Source organism: Kitasatospora sp. NPDC040550 (assembly GCF_055594965.1).
In genome coordinates this window covers 256,321-274,005 of sequence record NZ_JBVIWC010000003.1, presented here as the reverse complement: position 1 = coordinate 274,005, position 17,685 = coordinate 256,321, and the positions used below count along the sequence as shown (strand labels likewise).

Here is a 17,685-nt window from a genome sequence, read left to right as displayed (position 1 = left end):
GGGTGGGTGGGGGGATCGTGATCTTCCGCCCTCACCCCCCCCCCCCCCCCCCCCCCCACCCCCCCCCCCCCCCCCCCCCCCCCCCCCGGCCCGGTCATCCTGGTATGTGGTGCGGTGTCACTGTCCGATCACTTCTGCTCGGTCACTGCTGCCCGGTCACTTCGCTTCGCTGATCGCCCGGTTGAGCAGGACGACGTTGACGCCCTCGTTGCCGAGGAAGCCGAGCGAGCGGCTCTCGGTGTACGTACGGACCAGTTTGGTGACCGTCTCCACCGGCAGCTTGCGCTCCTTGGCGACCCGGTTCACCTGCTCCTCGGCGTAGGCCACCGAGATGTGCGGGTCGAGGCCGGAGCCGGAGGCGGTCAGCGCGTCGGCCGGGACGCTCGCCGGGTCGACGCCGTCGAACTCGGCGACGGCGGCGCGGCGGTCGTTGACGGCCTTGAGCAGGTCGTCGCTGTTCGGACCGAGGTTGCTGGCGCCGGAGCTGTCGCCGGCGTAGTTGTTGGCGGAGGGGCGGGGCTGGAACCACTTCGGGTCCGGCACCGGCTCCTCCTTCGGGTCGTCCGGGTTCTTCTTGGGGAGGTTGTAGTTCTGGCCGAGCAGGCTGGAACCGATCACCTTCCCGTCGGACTTCACCAGCGAGCCGTTGGCCTTGTCACTGAACGCGACCTGGCTGATCCCGGTGACCAGCAACGGGTAGGCGACTCCGAGGATCACCGTGAGCACCAGCAGCACGCGCAGTGCGGTGAAGTGGGTGCGGACGGTCGTCGGCAGGGGCTTGGACATGGTGCTTCTCTCCTTCCCTGCGTCAGCTGAGGCCGGGGATGAACTGGACGATCAGGTCGATCAGCTTGATGCCGACGAACGGCACCACCAGACCGCCGAACCCGTAGACCCCGATGTTGCGGCGCAGCAGTGAACTGGCGTCGGACGGGCGGTACTTCACGCCGCGCAGGGCGAGCGGGATCAGGCCGACGATGACCAGGGCGTTGAAGATGATCGCCGAGGTGATCGCGGACTGCGGGCTGTGCAGGCCCATGATGTTGAGGTGCCGCAGGCCCGGGTAGACCCCGGCGAACATCGCGGGGATGATCGCGAAGTACTTGGCCACGTCGTTGGCGATCGAGAAGGTGGTCAGCGCACCGCGGGTGATCAGCAGCTGCTTGCCGATCTCCACGATCTCGATCAGCTTGGTCGGGTTGGAGTCCAGGTCGACCATGTTGCCGGCCTCCTTGGCCGCCATGGTCCCGGTGTTCATCGCGACGCCGACGTCGGCCTGGGCGAGCGCGGGGGCGTCGTTGGTGCCGTCGCCGGTCATCGCGACCAGCTTGCCGCCCTCCTGCTCCTTCTTGATCAGGGCCATCTTGTCCTCAGGCGTGGCCTCGGCGAGGAAGTCGTCCACGCCGGCCTCCTCCGCGATCGCCTTGGCGGTCAGCGGGTTGTCGCCCGTGATCATGATGGTCTTGATGCCCATCCGGCGCAGCTCGTCGAAGCGCTCCCGCATGCCCTCCTTGACCACGTCCTTGAGGTGGATGACCCCCAGGACGCGGGCCGGCCTGCTGCCGACCTTGGCCGCCACCACCAGCGGGGTGCCACCGGCGGCGGAGATGCCGTCGACCAGCGCGGCGACCTCGCCGCCGACCGAACCGCCGTTCTCGGTCACCCAGTTGGAGACCGAGCCGGCCGCGCCCTTGCGGACCTGGTGGACGCCGTCGGCCTCGTCCAGGTCCACGCCCGACATCCGGGTCTGGGCGGTGAACGGGACCCAGGTGGCGTGCGTCAACTCGCCCTGGGCGCGGGCCCGCAGACCGTACTCGGTCTTGGCCAGGACCACGATCGAGCGGCCCTCGGGAGTCTCGTCGGCGAGCGAGGAGAGCTGGGCGGCGCCGGCCAGTTCGTCCGTGGACACGCCCGGGGCGGGCAGGAACTCGGCGGCCTGGCGGTTGCCCAGGGTGATGGTGCCGGTCTTGTCGAGCAGCAGGGTGTTGACGTCGCCGGCGGCCTCGACGGCGCGGCCGGACATCGCCAGCACGTTGCGCTGGACCAGGCGGTCCATGCCCGCGATGCCGATCGCGGAGAGCAGCGCGCCGATCGTGGTCGGGATGAGCGCCACGATCAGGGCGACCAGGACGATCATCGACTGCGGGGCGCCCGCGAAGGTCGCCATCGGCTGGAGGGTGACGACCGCGACCAGGAAGACGATGGTCAGCGAGGCCAGCAGGATGTTGAGCGCGATCTCGTTCGGCGTCTTCTGCCGGGCGGCGCCCTCGACCAGGGCGATCATCCGGTCGATGAAGGACTTGCCGGGCTCCGAGGCGATCTTCACCACGATCCGGTCGGACAGCACCTTGGTGCCGCCGGTCACCGCGGAGCGGTCGCCGCCGGACTCGCGGATGACCGGCGCGGACTCACCGGTGATCGCCGACTCGTCGACGGACGCGACGCCCTCGACCACGTCGCCGTCGCCGGGGATGACCTGACCGGCCTCGACCACCACGTGGTCACCGAGCCGGAGCGCGGTGCCGGGCACCTCCTCCTCGGCCTGGGTGGCGGGCCAGTCGGTGAGCCGGCGGGCGACGCTCTCGGTCTTGGTCTTGCGCAGGGTGTCGGCCTGGGCCTTGCCGCGGCCCTCGGCGACGGCCTCCGCCAGGTTGGCGAAGATCGTGGTGAGCCAGAGCCAGACGGTGATCGCCCAGGCGAACACGGACGGGTCGGCGATCGCGGAGACGGTGGTGACCACCGAGCCCACCTCGACCACGAACATCACCGGGTTCTTGACCATCACCCGGGGGTCGAGCTTCTTCACCGCGTCCGGCAGGGAGGCGACGATCAGCTTCGGGTCGAGGAGGCCGCTCTGCACTCTGTGCGGCGCGGCGGGCTCGGCCTTGTCGGCCGGTGCGGGGTTGAGCGTAGGGGTGGACATCAGGAGAGACCTTCCGCGAGCGGCCCGAGGGCCAGGGCCGGGAAGTAGGTGAGGCCGACGACGATCAGGATCACGCCCGACAGCAGGCCCACGAACAGCGGCTTGTGGGTGGGCAGGGTGCCCGGAGTGGCCGGCACCGGCTGCTGCTGGGCGAGCGACCCGGCCAGCGCCAGGACGAAGACGATCGGCAGGAAGCGGCCGAACACCATGCACAGGCCCAGCGCCGTGTCGTACCAGTCCGTGTTGACGGTGATGCCCGCGAAGGCCGAACCGTTGTTGTTGGCGGCCGAGGTGAAGGCGTACAGCACCTCGGAGAAGCCGTGGGCGCCCGAGTTGAGCATCCCGGCCCGCTCGCCCGGCAGCGCCATCGCCACGCCCGTGCCGACCAGCACGATGGTCGGGGTGGTGAGGATGTACAGCGAGGCGAACTTCATCTCCCGGCCGCCGAGCTTCTTGCCCAGGTACTCGGGGGTGCGGCCGACCATCAGGCCGGCGACGAACACGGCCACGACGGCGAGGATCAGCATGCCGTACAGGCCGGAGCCCACACCGCCGGGCGCGATCTCGCCCAGCATCATGTTGAAGATCGTCAGACCGCCGCCGAACGGCGTGAACGAGTCGTGGAACGAGTTCACCGCACCGGTCGAGGTCAGGGTGGTCGACGTGGCGAACAAGGCACTGGCCGCGATCCCGAAGCGCTGCTCCTTGCCCTCCATCGCACTGCCGGCGGCCTGCAGGGCGGTGCCGTGGTGCTGCGACTCGGCGAGGGTCATCAGAGCGGTCGAGGCCACCCAGAACAGACCCATCACCGCGACGATGGCGTAGCCCTGGCGGTTGTCGCCCACCATCCGGCCGAAGGTCCGGGGCAGGGCGAACGGGATCAGCAGGATGAGGAAGATCTCGATCCAGTTGGTGAAACCGGTGGAGTTCTCGAACGGGTGCGAGGAGTTCGCGTTGAAGAAGCCGCCACCGTTGGTGCCGAGTTCCTTGATGACCTCCTGGGAGGCCACCGGGCCGCCCGGGATCTTCTGGATCTCACCGGTGAGGGTGTGCGCCTCGGTGAAGCCGTGGAAGTTCTGGATCAGGCCGTTGGCGGCCAGGACCAGGGCGAAGACGAACGCCAGCGGCAGCAGCAGCCGCAGGTTGATCCGGACGAGGTCCACCCAGAAGTTGCCGACCCGGTCGGTGCGGTTGCGCGTGAAGCCCCGGATCAGCGCGGCGACGACGGCGATGCCGACGGCCGCGGAGACGAAGTTCTGCACCGCCAGGCCCGCCATCTGCACCAGGTGGCCCATCGCGGACTCGCCGCTGTAGGACTGCCAGTTGGTGTTGGTGACGAAGGAGATCGCGGTGTTCCAGGCCTGGTGGCCCTCCATCTGCGGGACGCCCAGGTTCAGCAGCAGGTAGCCCTGGAGCCGGATCAGGCCGTAGAGGAAGAGCACCGAGACGGCCGAGAAGGCCAGCACCGAGCGCAGGTACACCGGCCAGCGCTGGTCGGCGTCACCGTCGACCCCGATCAGCTTGTAGATGCCGCGCTCGGCTCTGAGGTGCTTGGAGGTGGTGAGGAGCTTGGCGATGTAGTCGCCAAGGGGGCGGTAGCACAGGGCCAGCGCGCCGACGAGGGCGAGGGCCTGCGACCAGCCCGCGAGAGTGGATCCCATGTCAGAACTTCTCCGGGAAGATCAGCGCCACGACGAGGTAGCCGACGAGAGCGACGGCCACGACCAGACCAGCGATGTTCTCGGCGCTCACAGCTTCTCCACCCCCCGCGCGATCAGGGCGATGACGGCGAACACGGCGACCGTGACACCGACGTAGATGAGATCGGACATGGGCTCCACCAGCGTGGTTCGGGAGATGCCGCGACCGGGCCGAATGGCCTCCGTACGGCGCCGGCGGACGACCGGCAGAGGAAGCAAATCAGCCGTCTAAGGTGCGTTAGGGAGCCCTGACGCCCTCCATACGGGTGACAGCGGTCCGTTGACGCGACCTTGACGCCCGCTTCACCGGGCCGAGACCACTGTGATCGGGCCGAGACCTGGGGCGCTTCGAGCGGCGCGCTTCGAGCGGCGCGCTTCGGGCAGCGCGCTTCGGGCAGCGCGCTTCGGGCAGCGCGCTTCGCGCGGGCACGCGCCGGGCCCCGGTCCGACACGGCGTCGTACCGGGGCCCGTCCGTCGCCCCTACCGGGGCAGTCGGGTCACATCCGCATCCGCAGCCGGCAGACCACCGCGTCGGTGTGCCGGCGCAGGGCGCGGTCGATCACGGCGCCGCGCCGGTTCTGCAGCGCCCGCTGCCACCAGTGCGCGGGCTCGACCTCGGGGATCAGCACGGTGAGCCGGTCGTAGGCGTGCTCCTCGCCCAGTCGGTTGACGAAGTCGGCGATCGGCTGGCCGAGCCGCCGGTGGTCCTCCGCGATCTCCAGCAGGGGCACGCCGGGCTGCCACAGCTCCCAGTCCCGGCGCAGCGCCTCGGCGTCCGCCGGATCGTGCACCACGGTCACCGCGAACACCTCGTCGCCCAGCGAGAGCGCCGCCGACAGGCCGTCCCGGGTGAGCCGGGTGATGGCCGTCACCGGGACCACCACCAGGCTGCGCCGGCGGGTCACCGCGCCCGGCACCCGGCCGAGTTCCAGCCGCTCGCCGATCCGCCCGTAGCTGCGGTGGATCGCCTCGAACAGCACCACCAGCAGGGGCAGGGCCACCACGATGCCCCAGGCGCCCTCGGTGAACTTGGTGCCGGTCACCACGAGGCTCGCGACGCCGGTCAGCACCGCGCCGAAGCCGTTCAGCGCGGCCCTCCACCGCCAGCCGGCCGGGCGGTTCAGGTGCCAGTGCCGGACCATGCCGACCTGGCAGATGGTGAAGCCGACGAACACGCCGATCGAGAAGAGCGGCACCAGGTCGTTGACGTCGCCGCCGGAGCCGACCAGCAGCGCGGCCGACACCGCGGCCAGGAACAGCACGCCGTACCGGTACACCTGGCGGTCGGCGCGCAGCGCGAAGACGTGCGGGAGGTGGTTGTCCCGGGCGAGCAGGTCCATCAGCACCGGCAGGCCGCCGAAGGAGGTGTTGGCGGCGAGGCCGAGCAGGACCACGGTGGCGAACTGGACCACGAAGAAGCCGGCGCCGTGGCCGAGCGAGGCGTCCGCGAGCTGGGCGAGCACGGTGACGCCGTCGACCGGCTGGAGGTGGAAGCGGCCGATCAGCACGGCCAGGCCGATCAGCATCACGCCGAGCAGGGCGCCCAGCGCGACCTCGGTGTGCTGGGCCCGCTTCACCCGCGGGGTCCGGAAGGAGGGGACGGCGTTGGCCACCGCCTCGACGCCGGTCAGCGCGGAACAACCGGCCGCGAAGGCCTTGAGCAGCAGCAGCGCGCCGACCGCGGTGGCGTTCTCGGCGAGCACCGAGGCGTGGCCGGCGGCGGCCGCGGTGCTGGCCGGGGCGTCCCGGAACAGGCCGACCACGATGATCGCCAGGATGGAGAGCACGAAGACGGCGGTCGGCACCAGGAACCAGCGGGCCGACTCGGCGATGCCGCGCAGGTTGACGGCGGTCACCAGGGCGAGCACGCCCAGGCAGAGCCAGACCCGGTCGTCGTACAGGCCGGGGATGGCGGAGGTCAGGGCCGCCACTCCGGCGGTCACCGAGACCGCGACGTTCAGGATGTAGTCGATCACCAGCGAGGCAGCCGCGGTCAGCGCCGTCCGGCGCCCCAGGTGGGCCTTGGCGACCGCGTACGAGCCGCCGCCGTCCGGGAAGGCCGCGATCACCTGCCGGTAGGAGGCGACCAGCACCGCGAGCAGGACGGCGATCGCCACCGTGACCGGCACCGTGAAGCCCAGCCCGTACGCGCCGGCCGCGGCCAGCACCAGCACGATCGACTCCGGGCCGTAGGCCACCGAGGCCATCGCGTCCAGCGACAGCGCCGCCAGGCCGCCGAGCGCGCTGAGCCGGTGCCGCTCGTCGCCCGCCCCGGTGTCCGGCGGTTCGTCGGCCGTGACGGCCGGGGTGGAGATGGCGCTGGACATCGGACGGACCTCCGCAGTCGGTAGTTCTCCGAATCCTGCGGTTCGCGCGCCCGGGGCGCGCCCGTCCCCTACGCGTTCCTGACGCCGTCACCAGCGCCCTTGACGCGGCCTTGACGCCGCGGCCGTACGGCGGGAGGGGGTCTTGGCGGGGGTGGGGTGAGCCGTTGTCCCGGCGGGCGCCGGTTGGGAAGACGATCAGCTCGGTCGAAGGACTCCCACCCCCGGGCTCCCACTCTGCTGCCTGGGAAAGGTAATTGCAAGCAATGTGCAATAAGTGCCAGGCGGCCGCACCCGGACGGCCCCGCCGTTCGATTCCGCCCGGACCGCACGAAAAAGCCCCCGATCCGCGTTTCCGCAGATCGGGGGCTGTTCTCTATCCTGTGGCTGGTGCAGGGTTCGAACCTGCGTAGCTTGCGCGACAGATTTACAGTCTGCTCCCTTTGGCCGCTCGGGCAACCAGCCAGGATGGTGTCTCGCGGGGCCTCGCGGCGCCGTTCGACGTGGTAAACCATACCTGATCCCGGGGGGTGCTACGCCACTCGGTAGATCACGCGACGATCAAGGACCGCCGCGCGGCGGTCACGGGCGGGGCCCGGGTGACGCTGGATAGGCTTGGGCGGCGGGCGCCCGGTGGGGCGGGCCGTGTCAGTGAAGCCAGAGCATCAAGGAGACCAACACCCATGGCCGACTCCAGTTTCGACATCGTCTCGAAGGTCGAGTGGCAGGAGGTCGACAACGCGATCAACCAGACCTCCCGCGAGATCGCCACCCGCTTCGACTTCAAGGGCGTGGGCGGCGAGATCAAGCGCTCCGGCGAGAAGATCGAGATGAAGGCCAACGGCGAGGAGCGCGTGCTCGCCATCCTGGACGTGCTGCAGACGAAGTTCGTCAAGCGCGGCCTGTCGCTGAAGGCTCTGGACGCCGGTGAGCCGCAGCTGTCCGGCAAGGAGTACAAGATCTTCGCGGACATCAAGGAGGGCATCACCACGGAGGATGCCAAGAAGGTCGCGAAGATCATCCGGGACGAGGGCCCGAAGGGCGTCAAGGCCCAGGTCCAGGGCGACGAGCTGCGCGTCAGCTCCAAGAGCCGCGACGACCTCCAGGCCGTCCAGGCCCTGCTCAAGGGCAAGGACCTCGACTTCGCGATCCAGTACGTGAACTACCGCTAGTCGACCCCCGGCCGGCCCGCCCCCGTGCGCGGGTGGGCGGCAGGACGGCACGGCCCCGCTCCCGGTCCGGGGGCGGGGCCGTTCGCATCGGTGCGGCCGGTGGGGCCGGCACGACCAGTGCGGCAGGGCAGCGGGACGGCCGGGCGGCCGGGCGGTCAGAGCGCTGCGGCAAGCTCCTCGGCGATCGCGGCGGCGAAGGCGTCGACGTCGGCCTCGGTGGTGTCGAAGGAGGTCATCCAGCGGACCTCGCCGCTCTGCACGTCCCAGGTGTAGAAGCGGAAGCGCTTCTGCAGGGCCTCGGTGGCGGCCGGCGGCAGCACGGCGAAGATCTGGTTGGCCTGCACCGGGCGGTCGATCCGGATGCCGGGCAGGTCCCGGACGGCCGTGAACAGCCGCTGGGTCATCGCGTTGGCGTGGGAGGCGCTGCGCAGCCAGAGGTCGGTGCCCAGGAGGGCCTCGAACTGGACCGAGACGAAGCGCATCTTGGAGGCCAGCTGCATCGAGGTCTTGCGCAGGTAGCGCATGCCCTGGACGGCCTCCGGGTTCAGCACCACGACCGCCTCGCCGAGCAGCAGGCCGTTCTTGGTGCCGCCGAGCGAGAAGGCGTCCACGCCGGCGTCGGTGGTGAAGGCCCGCATCGGGACGCCCAGGGTGGCGGCGGCGTTGGCCAGCCGGGCGCCGTCGAGGTAGACCTTCATGCCCAGGCCGTGCGCGTGGTCGCAGATCGCCCGGATCTCCTCGGGCGTGTAGCAGGTGCCGACCTCGGTGGACTGGGCTATCGAGACGACGGCGGGGCGGGCCCGGTGCTCGTTGTCGAAGCCGTAGGCCTGGCGGTCGATCAGCTCGGGGGTGAGCTTGCCGTCCCAGGCCGGGACGGTGTGCAGCTTGAGGCCGGCCATCACCTCCGGCGCACCGCCCTCGTCCACGTTGACGTGCGCGCTCTCGGCGCAGACCAGGGCGTCCCGGCGGTCCATCATGGCCTGCAGCGCGACCACGTTGGCGCCGGTGCCGTTGAACACCGGGAACACCTCGGCGGACGGGCCGAAGTGGTCGCGGAACACCTCCTGGAGGTGCTCGGTGTAGACGTCCTCGCCGTAGCTGACCTGGTGGCCGCCGTTGGCGACGGCGATCGCCGCCAACACCTCGGGGTGGACGCCCGCGTAGTTGTCGCTGGCGAAGGCGCGGAGCTCGGGGTCGTGTCGACGCTGCGGGGTCATCGGGTGCTGGTCCTCCATTGGAACGGGGTTGCCGGAACGGGGTTTGGTCGTCACGGGGGCGGTCGTCACGGGGGCGGTCGTCACGGGCGGGCGGGTTCGACGTCGAGCCGGTACTCGGCCATGATCCGGCGGGCCGCGGCCCGCACGCTCCGCTCGTCCGGCCCGGTCAGCCGGAAGCGGCCCGGGACGTGGAAGTAGCCGCCGGTGCCGTCGTACACGGCGCCGGGCTCGGGCAGCACCTCGGCGTACACCTGCGGGACCACGCCCTTCATCGGGGTGCGGTCCAGCACCCGGGCGGGCCGGACCGCGGGCTCGGGCATGACGACCCAGCCGGCGCTGGCGTGCTCGAAGCCGCGGCCGGCCGACTCCAGCGGGAGGCCGAGCACCGTGCGGAAGGTCTCCGCCATCAGGTCGATGCCGTGCACCTCCCGATGGACGAAGGGGACCTCGGCGCCGCCCGGGCGCATGCCGACCTCCAGGAAGACCGGTTCGCCGTTCGGCCGGCGGATCACCTCCAGGTGGAAGCAGCCGGTCTGCAGGCCGAGCGCCCGGACGCAGGCCAGCGCGAAGGCGGCGAGCTCGTCCCGCAGCGCGCCCGGGTCCAGGAACACCGAGCCGAGCGGGCGGCCCTCGGTGAACTCCAGCGGGGTGTTGACGTAGCCGGAGACGCTGACGAAGTGCTCGCGGCCGTCCGCGAGCACCCCGTCGACGTGGTAGATCTCCGAGGAGACGTACTCCTCGCACTCGTACTCCTCGGCGTCGGTCTCCGCGAGCGCCGCCGTCAGGGCGGCGGAGTCGTGGACGATCCGGACGCCGGCCGAACCGGCGCGGGCCCGCGGCTTGAGGACCATCGGGAAGCCGACCGCGCGTTCCAGCTCGGCGGCCGACGCGCCGCCCGCCAGCGCGGCGAACCGCGGCACCGCCAGTCCGGCCGCGGCCACCCGCTCCTTCATCACCACCTTGTCCTTGAACGCCCGCACCAGGTCGGCCGAGGGGCCGGGGGCGCCGACCGCCTCGCGCACCCGGGCGGCCGTCAGCACGTCGTACTCCGACAGGCCGACCACGCCGTCGAAGGCGCCGTGCCGCTCCCGCAGTTCCAGCGCGGCCGCCAGGACGGTGGCGAACTCCAGGTCGGGCACGGTGACCACGCGCCCGGGCTCGATCGGGCCGAGCGCGGGCACCCCGTCGGGCGTGGTGACGACCGAGAGGTCGCAGGGGTGGCCGGCGCAGTACCGCCGGTACTCGGCGTCCTCGTCGTCGTACCGGTTGACGACCAGGTAGTGCGGGTGTTCAGGCACGCGGGGGCTCCGAAGGGGTGGTGGGGATCAGCTCAGGGTTTCCGGCAGGCAGGCGGCGAAGTCGGCCGCGGTGACCGGGGTGAACCACCGCCGGTGCGCGACGGTGGCCGGGGCCGGGCGCTCCGGGAAGGCGGCGAAGCCCGGGTCGCCGGTGCCGCCGAGCCGGCGCCAGAGGTCAGCGGCGAAGTCCGGCATGATCGGGAAGCCCAGCAGGGCCAGTCCCTTGAGCCACCAGTAGCCCTGGTCGGGGGTGCGGTCGGCCTCGGGGAGGGCGGCGATCCGGTCGATCCAGGAGTCCAGCACCGCGCCGGCCTCGGCCATCCGCACGGTCGGGCCATCCAGGGCGCGCTCCAGCCGGTCCAGGTGCTCGTCGAGCGCGGCCAGCTCCGGCGCGGGGAGCGCCGCCGGTTCGGCCGGCAGCCGCTCCCAGGCGGCGGCGATCCGGTCCTCCAGGACGCCGGCCAGCCGGTGGTTGACGGCGTCCAGGAACTCCTTGGGCTCGAAACTGGTCTGCGAGGTCTCCGGGTTGACCAGGGCGAGGTGGTAGCGGACGGCGTCCGGGGTCAGCCCGCGGACCTTCGCGACGCCCGAGGCGGTGATCGCGTGCCGGCGGCTGGTGGAGAACTTCTCCCCGGCCAGCTGGTAGAACTCGTTGATCAGCACCCGGTCGTAGGGCCGGGTGTCCCCGTGCACCAGGGCGACGGCGTTGATGCAGATCAGCGCGGACACCACGTTGTCGCAGCCGAGGCTGGTCACCGTGACCACGTCGGAGTCGGGCGAGAAGGAGTTGACCTCGGCGCCGATCCGCTGCCGGTGGATCTCGCCGAGCAGCCGGGCGAACATGAAGCCGCCGGTGTACGAGAACAGGCTGGACGGGACGCCGTCCTCGCCGCCGGCCAGCGCCATCCCCCAGGTCTCGGGGACGCTCAGCCGGATGGTGGCGCCGCCCCGGCCGAGCAGCGCCCGGACGGTCGAGCGGTACCGCTCGGCGAGGTCCAGGCGGTCGAACTCGGGCTCCAGTTCGGCCAGTCCGGCGGTGCGCAGGAAGCGGGTGGCGATCTGCCGCCACTGCCAGTCGGCGTCCGTGGCCAGCCGCGGGCGCGGCTCGACCACCTCCTCCGGGCGGAAGTGCGCGCCGCAGCCCTCGCAGAAGTAGCTGGCCACCTCGGTGCCGCAGTCCGGGCAGCGGCCGAGCAGCAGCGGGCCGACCACGAAGCGGCCGGCGGTCGGCTCGTACGGGACCTTCTCGATCAGCGTGCTCACCGCGCCGCGGGCGTCCAGCCGGGCGACGCTCTCGTCGATCTCGCGCTGGAACAGGCCGTGCCAGGGCTCCTCGGCGGGGTTGACGAACTCGTCCATGCCGATCCGCAGCGCGGCGAGGTCGGCCTGCATGACCTCGTGGTAGTGGGCGACGACCTCGCCCGGGTCGACGCCGTCGACCCGGGCCTTCATGGCGACCCAGGGCTCGTAGGCGTCGGTGCCGGTCATGATCGCCGGACGGTCGCCGCGCATCCGCAGGAAGCGGGCGAGCGCGTCCACCCGCAGGAAGGGGCCGGCGATGTGGCCCAGGTGCAGGTGCCCGTTGGGGGTGGGCTCCGGGGGGACGAGCAGGTAGTGACGGGGGGTGGCGTTGGTTCGCATCGTGGTCCTCAGGTGCTGTCGGGAGGTCAGTCGAGGCCCAGCAGGGCGAGCGCGCCCTCGGCCATGGCCGGGGCGAGCCGGAAGCCGGAGCCCGCGCCACCGGTCGCCAGGACGACGCCGTCCAGGCCGTCCAGCGGGGTGATCAGCGGGGCGAAGTCCGGCAGGTAGAGGTCGGCGCCGGTCCGGCAGCCGGTGAACTCTGGCCGGAATCCGGGGAGTTGCTCGGCCAGGATGGCCTCGGCCAGCGCCCGGTCGGCGGGGTTCGGCGCCAGCCGGGTGCGCTCGGACGGGCAGTCCCAGTCGGTGCTGGTGATGCTGTAGCACCAGTCCCGGCCCTCCCCGACGGGCAGCAGGAAGGCGTCCGGCTCGTCCAGCACCAGCAGCGGGCGGTGCCCGCCGGGCTCTCCGCCGCGCAGCCGGTAGGCGACGATCTTCTTGGTCCGGGCGCCGAACCGCTTCGCCGTCGCGGCGAACGGGCCGGTCAGGGTGGCGGCGCCGGGGGCGGCCAGCACCCGGCGGGCGGTCAGTTCGCCGCCGTCCTCGGCGATCAGCCGGTAGCCGTCCGCGCAGGGCTCGACGGCGCGCACCGCGAAGCCCTCGGCCAGGTCGCGCCGCGGGCCGTCGGCGGGGGCCCCGTCGGTGAGGGGCCGGAGCAACTGCTCGACGGCCTCGGCGGGTTCGGAGAACGTCGCCTCGGCGGAGCGCCGCAGCTCGGTGCCCGCCCCGCCGACCGGTCCGCCGAACACGGCCCGCAGCCGCTCCTCCTGCTCGGACCGGCAGGGCGCCAGCGCGTCGCCGACCAGCTGGTCGTCGACGCCGGCCGCGCCACCGGCCGGCAGCACCCAGTACGCGCGCCGCACCCGGGCGTTCAACGCCGGTGCGAGCCCGGCCAGTTCGGCCCGGAGTTCGAGGCTGCGGCGGGCCAGCGCCCGCTGCTCCTCAGTCCGCCCGGCCGGGATGTCCACCGCGAGCGAGCGGACGGTCGAGCCGTCGTGCACGGCGCCCGCGCAGACCGCGACCACCGAGGCGTCCGGGTGGCGCAGCGCGGCCAGGCCGACGGCGGTGGCGCCGACGATGCCGGTGCCGATCACCGCGAGGTCGTACGTTCCGCGCGCGTTCATGCGTCGGCCCCCCGCCACCAGATGGAGAGCACCGTCATCTCCTCGTCGGCGGTGTGCAGCCGGTGCTCCTCGCCGCCCGGGAGCGCGTACAGCCCGCCCGGGCGGGCCGGGTGCTCGCGGCCGCCGCAGGTGATCACCCCGTGGCCGTGCTGGACCAGCCACAGCTCCTGCGAGGCGTGGCAGTCGGCCATGGTGGCCGAGTGCGGGGGCACGGTGAACACCGCCAGGTTGACGGGCAGCCGGCCGACGGCCGCGAGGACCTCGGCCGCGTCCAGGTCGGCCTCCAGGCTGGAGGTGCCGGTCTCGTCGACGTCGGGTGCGAGGTAGCGGACCTCGACGGACCGCCCCTCGGCCCCGGCACCCGGGCCCGTCGTCCCATTTAGCTGATGCATCGTCAAGAACCCCCGTTCGTACGGATGCTGTCGAGGATCACCCGGCTGCGCCAGGCGAGCAGGCCGAGGTTGGGATCGGTGATGCCGAACGCGTGCCGGGCACCGTTCTGCAGGTAGATCCGGTGGTCGTCCGGCCCGTCCCACTCCACCGAGTAGTCCGCCCGGACGACCGGGAGCCCGTCCTCCAGCCGCAGCCGTCCGGTCAACGCGCCCAGGCACTGGGGCAGTTGCTGGACGTAGCCGGTCGCCAGCACGACCGCGTCGCAGTCCACCGCGGTCTCGGCCTCGGCGGACTTGAGCTCCAGGCGCAGCCCGTCGGCCTGTTCGGCGAGCCCGGCGACCTCGTGCCCGGGCAGCAGCCGGATCAGCTCCGGACGCCCCTCGACGTGGCTGGTCAGGTAGACGATCCGGTACAGCTCGGCCAGCAGGCCCTCGTTGACGCCGTCGCTGGCGTACTTCTGCTCGGCCAGCAGGGCGGCCCGCTGCTCCTTGGGCCGTCCGAAGAAGTCCTGGGCGGCCTCCGGCAGGTACAGGTCGTTGGTGAAGGCCGACTCGTCCAGCGGCAGGAAGCCGGGCCGCCGGCTGACCCAGGTGACCCGCTCCGGGCGGGTCTGGCCGACCAGCAGGTGGCGGACGATCTCGGCGCCGCTCTGCCCGCCGCCGACCACGGCGACCCGGCGGCCGGCCAGTGCCTCGGCGTGCTGGACGAACTCGCTGGAGTGGAACACGGCCGGTCCGGTGGCGCCCTCCAGCACCGGCGGGAGGTACGGCTGCGGGCCCGCGCCGAGGACGAGGTGCCGGGAGCGGAAGCTGCCCCGGGAGGTCTCGGTCTCGAAGTGGTCGCCGTGGAAGCGGACCTCCGTCACGTCGTGGTCGTAGCGGACGGTGTCGCCGAGCTGGTCGGCCACCCAGCCGAGGTACTGGTTGAACTCGGCGCGGTGGACGGCCGGGAAGCGGGCGGTCAGGAACTGGTAGAACCGGCCCTTGGCGGCGAGGAAGGCCAGGAAGGAGAACCGGCTGGTCGGGTCGACCGGGGTGACCAGGTCCTTGAACGGCGAGTTCTGCAGGGTGGCGTCGGGGAGCAGCAGCCCCGGGTGCCAGGCGGGCCGTTCGCGGCGGTCCAGGTGCAGTCCGGTGGTGCCCGGGTGGGCTTCGGCCTGGGCGGCCAGGCTGAGGTTGGCCGGGCCGGCGCCGACCGCCAGGTAGTCGAGGAGCTCGCTCACCGTTCCTCCTCCGCTTGCGGGTTGATCCGGACGGCGGCGTCGACCGCGCCGCGCAGCGCGGTGGCGGCGGCCGGGGAGTCGGCGGTGAAGACCGCCTGGCCGAGCCGGCAGCGGAAGTCGTCCAGGTGCGGGTGGATCGGGTCGCCCGGGGCGAGGTCGAGCCGGACCTCGCGCACGCCCGGCAGGGCGGCCGCGGTGTCCAGGCCGGCGGCCCGGTCGAAGCGGGTCTCGCCGGGGGCGGTGAAGAAGTGGATGCCGGCGACCGCCGCGACCGGCTCGCCGAAGGCGCCGGCCTCCCCCGGGTCGAGGCCGAGCAGCCCGGCCAGCCAGACCCTGGGCAGGCTGACGCCGGTGGCGAGCTGGGCCAGTTCGGCGATCCGGTCGCCGCCCATCCGGGCGCCGATCTCGACCAGGGCCGGGCCCTGGGCGGTGAGCCGCAGTTCGCAGTGGAACGGCCCGACGGTGAGGTTGACCGCCCGGACGACACCCTGGACGTACGCCTCGATCGCGGCCGACGCCTCGGCCGACAGGGCGGCGGGCAGCTGGTGGCCGATCTCGGCGAAGTACGGCTCCGGCGCGAGGAGCTTCTCGGTCACCGCGACGACGGTGGTCGTGCCGTCGAGGACGTAGCCCTCGACGCTGTACTCCGGCCCGTCCAGGTACTCCTCGACCAGGGCCCGCTCGATCATCGGGCGGCCGAGGTCGACGAAGTCGTCGGTGCTGAGCCGGCGGTACGCGGCGGTCAGCTGGTCCAGGTCGTGGACCACCGAGACGTGGAGGCTGCCGGACTGGTCCACCGGCTTGACCACGCACGGGAAGCCGGTGTGCTCGGCGGCCTTCGCGAGGTGCTCGTCGGAGCTCACCTCCAGGAAGCGCGGGCTGCGCAGCCCGGCGGCCTCGACCGCCTCGCGCATCCGGGTCTTGTCCCGGACCTGCTCCACCGTCCGCACGTCCAGGCCGGTCAGGCCCAGCTCGGCGGCGAGGTGCGCGGCGTTGGGGACGTAGACGTCGCAGCCGGGGAAGACCGCGGCCAGCGGGAGGCGCTGGTGCAGTTCGCGGACCGCGGCGAGCAGTGCGGGCAGGTCGTTGGTCTCGACGGTCACCAGCTCGTCGATGCGGTCGCGCAGGTGCGCGGGCATCACCCGGTCCTCGGTGTCCGCGCTGGCGACCACGACGCCGATCCCCAGGTCCAGGGCGGCCTCGACCAGCAGCACACCCCCCGAGAGGGCTTCGATCACGAGGATGCGCCGGTCGGAATGCTTGGTCATCGTGCTATGTCTTCCCGTTCGTGGGCCACGGTCGCCGCTCCGGCGTCGTGGGGGTGGGGGTCGTGCGGGTGGTGGGGGTCGGCGGGGGCCGGGCGGCCGGCCCGGGCCAGCCCGGGCAGCAGTGCGAGGGTCAGGACCAGCGCCCCGACCGCGGCCACCCGCAGCAGGGTGGCCGGGTCGACCGAGGAGCCGGCCAGCGCGAGGGTGGCCCCGGCGACGGGCATCGGCGCCACCAGCAGCAGGCCGAACGCGGCGACCGCGCTGCCGTACTCCCCGGTCGGCACCCGCTCGGCCCTGGTGGTGCGCAGGTAGACGCTGAACAGCGAGTCCAGGGCCAGGAACACCCCGAGGGCGACGCCGAACAGCGCCAGGTCCGGGGCCGCGGACAGCCCCAGGCAGACCAGCGCGGAGGCGAGGGCCAGGCCGATGCCGTAGCGCCACAGTCCGAGCCGGCCGATCAGCCAGGGGGCGACGCCGACCACCGCGATCGAGGCGACACCGGCCGCCGAGTAGACGAAGCCGAGCGCGCTCTCCGAGACGCCGTACCGGGTGGCGACCAGCGCCGGGGCGCTGCCGATCAGCAGGCTGAGCAGGTAGTTCAGCCCCATGGTCAGCAGCACCACGCTGCGCAGCACCGGATCCCGTACGGTCCGGCGCAGGCCGGCCAGCGGGGACGGCGCCGCGTCCGGGTCGGCCTTGCCCTCGGGCAGGGCGAGGGCGAGCAGCAGGCTGACCGCGTAGCCGGCTCCCGCCGTGGCGACGAACACCACCGGCGGGAAGAGCAGCAGCAGTCCGCCGAGGGCGGGCCCGGCGATGATGGCGGCCTGTTCCAGGCCGGTCAGCACCGACTGGGTGCGGGCCGCCCGCTCCGGCGGGGTGAGCAGCCGTCCGGCCTTCTCGCCGGCCACGAAGGTCTGCTCGAAGAACGCGCCGGACAGCATCCCGAAGACCAGCACCACGGGCACCGCGGTGCTCGGCCGGAGCAGGATCAGCAGGCAGCAGAGGGCCGCCAGGGCGAGCCGTCCCGCGTCGCTGACCAGGAAGATCTGGCGGATCGACAGCCGGTCCACCAGGTAGCCCGCGCCGGCCAGCGAGAGCAGCCGGGGCGTCCAGGTCAGCACCACGGCCAGGCCCGACCAGGTGAGCCCGCCGGTCACCCGGTAGCAGAGCAGGGGGATCCCGAAGACCAGGAGGTTGTCCACCAGCCAGCCGATCGAGCGCAGCGCGAAGTAACCCACCGTACGGCCGGACGCCATGGAAGTTCCCCCGTGAACCTCGGAAATCGCCACCCCGGCCGGGCTGTTCGAAGCCCGGCATGAGCACGACCGTAGCCCGTCGGAAACGGAAAAGCTAGATCCATTTCCTGCGCCGACATGAAGATCTGTGCTCATCTGACGCTGCGACA

At 72.3% G+C, this 17,685-nt stretch carries 14 protein-coding genes and 1 tRNA gene; 1 reads left to right on the top strand and 14 read right to left on the bottom strand.

Annotation, left to right across the window (positions count from 1 at the left end):
• Nucleotides 1-156: 156 nt before the first annotated feature.
• From kdpC to ACZ58X_RS06485, 6 genes are all read right to left on the bottom strand, one after another.
• On the bottom strand, nt 157-786 hold the full coding sequence (gene kdpC, locus ACZ58X_RS06510) for a K(+)-transporting ATPase subunit C (protein ID WP_470332561.1): 630 nt from the start codon (nt 784-786) through the stop codon (nt 157-159).
• Nucleotides 787-808: 22 nt separating this feature from the next.
• Nucleotides 809-2,923, bottom strand: coding sequence for a potassium-transporting ATPase subunit KdpB (kdpB, locus tag ACZ58X_RS06505; RefSeq protein WP_470332560.1), 2,115 nt, complete (start codon nt 2,921-2,923; stop codon nt 809-811).
• The gene (gene kdpA, locus ACZ58X_RS06500; RefSeq protein WP_470332559.1) at nt 2,923-4,584 is read right to left on the bottom strand and encodes a potassium-transporting ATPase subunit KdpA; all 1,662 of its coding nucleotides are present in this window, start codon (nt 4,582-4,584) and stop codon (nt 2,923-2,925) included. The genes kdpB and kdpA overlap by 1 nt, the downstream gene beginning before the upstream one ends.
• A 1-nt stretch (nt 4,585) precedes the next feature.
• The gene (gene kdpF / locus ACZ58X_RS06495; RefSeq protein WP_045693083.1) at nt 4,586-4,675 is read right to left on the bottom strand and encodes a K(+)-transporting ATPase subunit F; all 90 of its coding nucleotides are present in this window, start codon (nt 4,673-4,675) and stop codon (nt 4,586-4,588) included.
• 446 nt (nt 4,676-5,121) lie between these two features.
• Nucleotides 5,122-6,951 carry an APC family permease gene (locus tag ACZ58X_RS06490; RefSeq protein ID WP_470332558.1) on the bottom strand — a complete coding sequence of 610 codons (1,830 nt, stop codon included), beginning with the start codon at nt 6,949-6,951 and terminating at the stop codon, nt 5,122-5,124.
• A 381-nt stretch (nt 6,952-7,332) separates the two neighbouring features.
• Nucleotides 7,333-7,413, bottom strand: a tRNA-Tyr gene (locus ACZ58X_RS06485).
• A 218-nt stretch (nt 7,414-7,631) separates the two neighbouring features.
• On the opposite strand from ACZ58X_RS06485, the gene ACZ58X_RS06480 reads away from it, so the two are divergent.
• Nucleotides 7,632-8,120: a YajQ family cyclic di-GMP-binding protein gene (locus ACZ58X_RS06480; protein WP_470332557.1), complete on the top strand. Its 489-nt coding sequence runs from the start codon at nt 7,632-7,634 to the stop codon at nt 8,118-8,120.
• Between the two features lie 155 nt (nt 8,121-8,275).
• Here ACZ58X_RS06480 and ACZ58X_RS06475 read toward each other — a convergent pair whose 3' ends face one another.
• The 8 genes from ACZ58X_RS06475 to ACZ58X_RS06440 all read right to left on the bottom strand — a co-directional run bounded on the left by ACZ58X_RS06475 (nt 8,276) and on the right by ACZ58X_RS06440 (nt 17,536).
• Nucleotides 8,276-9,337 carry a threonine aldolase family protein gene (locus ACZ58X_RS06475; RefSeq protein ID WP_470332556.1) on the bottom strand — a complete coding sequence of 354 codons (1,062 nt, stop codon included), beginning with the start codon at nt 9,335-9,337 and terminating at the stop codon, nt 8,276-8,278.
• Between the two features lie 80 nt (nt 9,338-9,417).
• Entirely contained in the window at nt 9,418-10,635 is a 1,218-nt protein-coding gene (locus ACZ58X_RS06470; RefSeq protein ID WP_470332555.1) for an ATP-grasp domain-containing protein, read from the bottom strand.
• A gap of 27 nt (nt 10,636-10,662) precedes the next feature.
• Nucleotides 10,663-12,276 (bottom strand): class I tRNA ligase family protein, encoded by a 1,614-nt coding sequence (locus ACZ58X_RS06465; protein ID WP_470332554.1) that lies wholly within the window; start codon nt 12,274-12,276, stop codon nt 10,663-10,665.
• A 26-nt stretch (nt 12,277-12,302) separates the two neighbouring features.
• Nucleotides 12,303-13,397 (bottom strand): FAD-dependent oxidoreductase, encoded by a 1,095-nt coding sequence (locus tag ACZ58X_RS06460; protein WP_470332553.1) that lies wholly within the window; start codon nt 13,395-13,397, stop codon nt 12,303-12,305.
• A complete protein-coding gene (locus ACZ58X_RS06455) occupies nt 13,394-13,789 on the bottom strand; it encodes a cupin domain-containing protein (RefSeq protein WP_470332744.1) in 396 nt (131 codons plus the stop codon). The genes ACZ58X_RS06460 and ACZ58X_RS06455 overlap by 4 nt, the downstream gene beginning before the upstream one ends.
• Before the next feature lie 2 nt (nt 13,790-13,791).
• Entirely contained in the window at nt 13,792-15,012 is a 1,221-nt protein-coding gene (locus tag ACZ58X_RS06450) for a lysine N(6)-hydroxylase/L-ornithine N(5)-oxygenase family protein (RefSeq protein ID WP_470332552.1), read from the bottom strand.
• Nucleotides 15,009-16,280: an ATP-grasp domain-containing protein gene (locus ACZ58X_RS06445; protein ID WP_470332551.1), complete on the bottom strand. Its 1,272-nt coding sequence runs from the start codon at nt 16,278-16,280 to the stop codon at nt 15,009-15,011. The genes ACZ58X_RS06450 and ACZ58X_RS06445 overlap by 4 nt, the downstream gene beginning before the upstream one ends.
• Entirely contained in the window at nt 16,277-17,536 is a 1,260-nt protein-coding gene (locus ACZ58X_RS06440) for an MFS transporter (RefSeq protein ID WP_470332550.1), read from the bottom strand. The genes ACZ58X_RS06445 and ACZ58X_RS06440 overlap by 4 nt, the downstream gene beginning before the upstream one ends.
• Nucleotides 17,537-17,685: the final 149 nt, after the last annotated feature.

Coding starts and splice junctions, on each gene's coding strand:
- ACZ58X_RS06475 (WP_470332556.1), bottom strand. CDS start 9,337: ATGACCCCGCAGCGTCGACACGACCCCGAGCTCCGCGCCTTCGCCAGC.
- kdpA (WP_470332559.1), bottom strand. CDS start 4,584: ATGGGATCCACTCTCGCGGGCTGGTCGCAGGCCCTCGCCCTCGTCGGC.
- ACZ58X_RS06440 (WP_470332550.1), bottom strand. CDS start 17,536: ATGGCGTCCGGCCGTACGGTGGGTTACTTCGCGCTGCGCTCGATCGGC.
- ACZ58X_RS06460 (WP_470332553.1), bottom strand. CDS start 13,397: ATGAACGCGCGCGGAACGTACGACCTCGCGGTGATCGGCACCGGCATC.
- ACZ58X_RS06455 (WP_470332744.1), bottom strand. CDS start 13,789: ATGCATCAGCTAAATGGGACGACGGGCCCGGGTGCCGGGGCCGAGGGG.
- ACZ58X_RS06445 (WP_470332551.1), bottom strand. CDS start 16,280: ATGACCAAGCATTCCGACCGGCGCATCCTCGTGATCGAAGCCCTCTCG.
- ACZ58X_RS06465 (WP_470332554.1), bottom strand. CDS start 12,276: ATGCGAACCAACGCCACCCCCCGTCACTACCTGCTCGTCCCCCCGGAG.
- ACZ58X_RS06490 (WP_470332558.1), bottom strand. CDS start 6,951: ATGTCCAGCGCCATCTCCACCCCGGCCGTCACGGCCGACGAACCGCCG.
- kdpB (WP_470332560.1), bottom strand. CDS start 2,923: ATGTCCACCCCTACGCTCAACCCCGCACCGGCCGACAAGGCCGAGCCC.
- ACZ58X_RS06480 (WP_470332557.1), top strand. CDS start 7,632: ATGGCCGACTCCAGTTTCGACATCGTCTCGAAGGTCGAGTGGCAGGAG.
- kdpC (WP_470332561.1), bottom strand. CDS start 786: ATGTCCAAGCCCCTGCCGACGACCGTCCGCACCCACTTCACCGCACTG.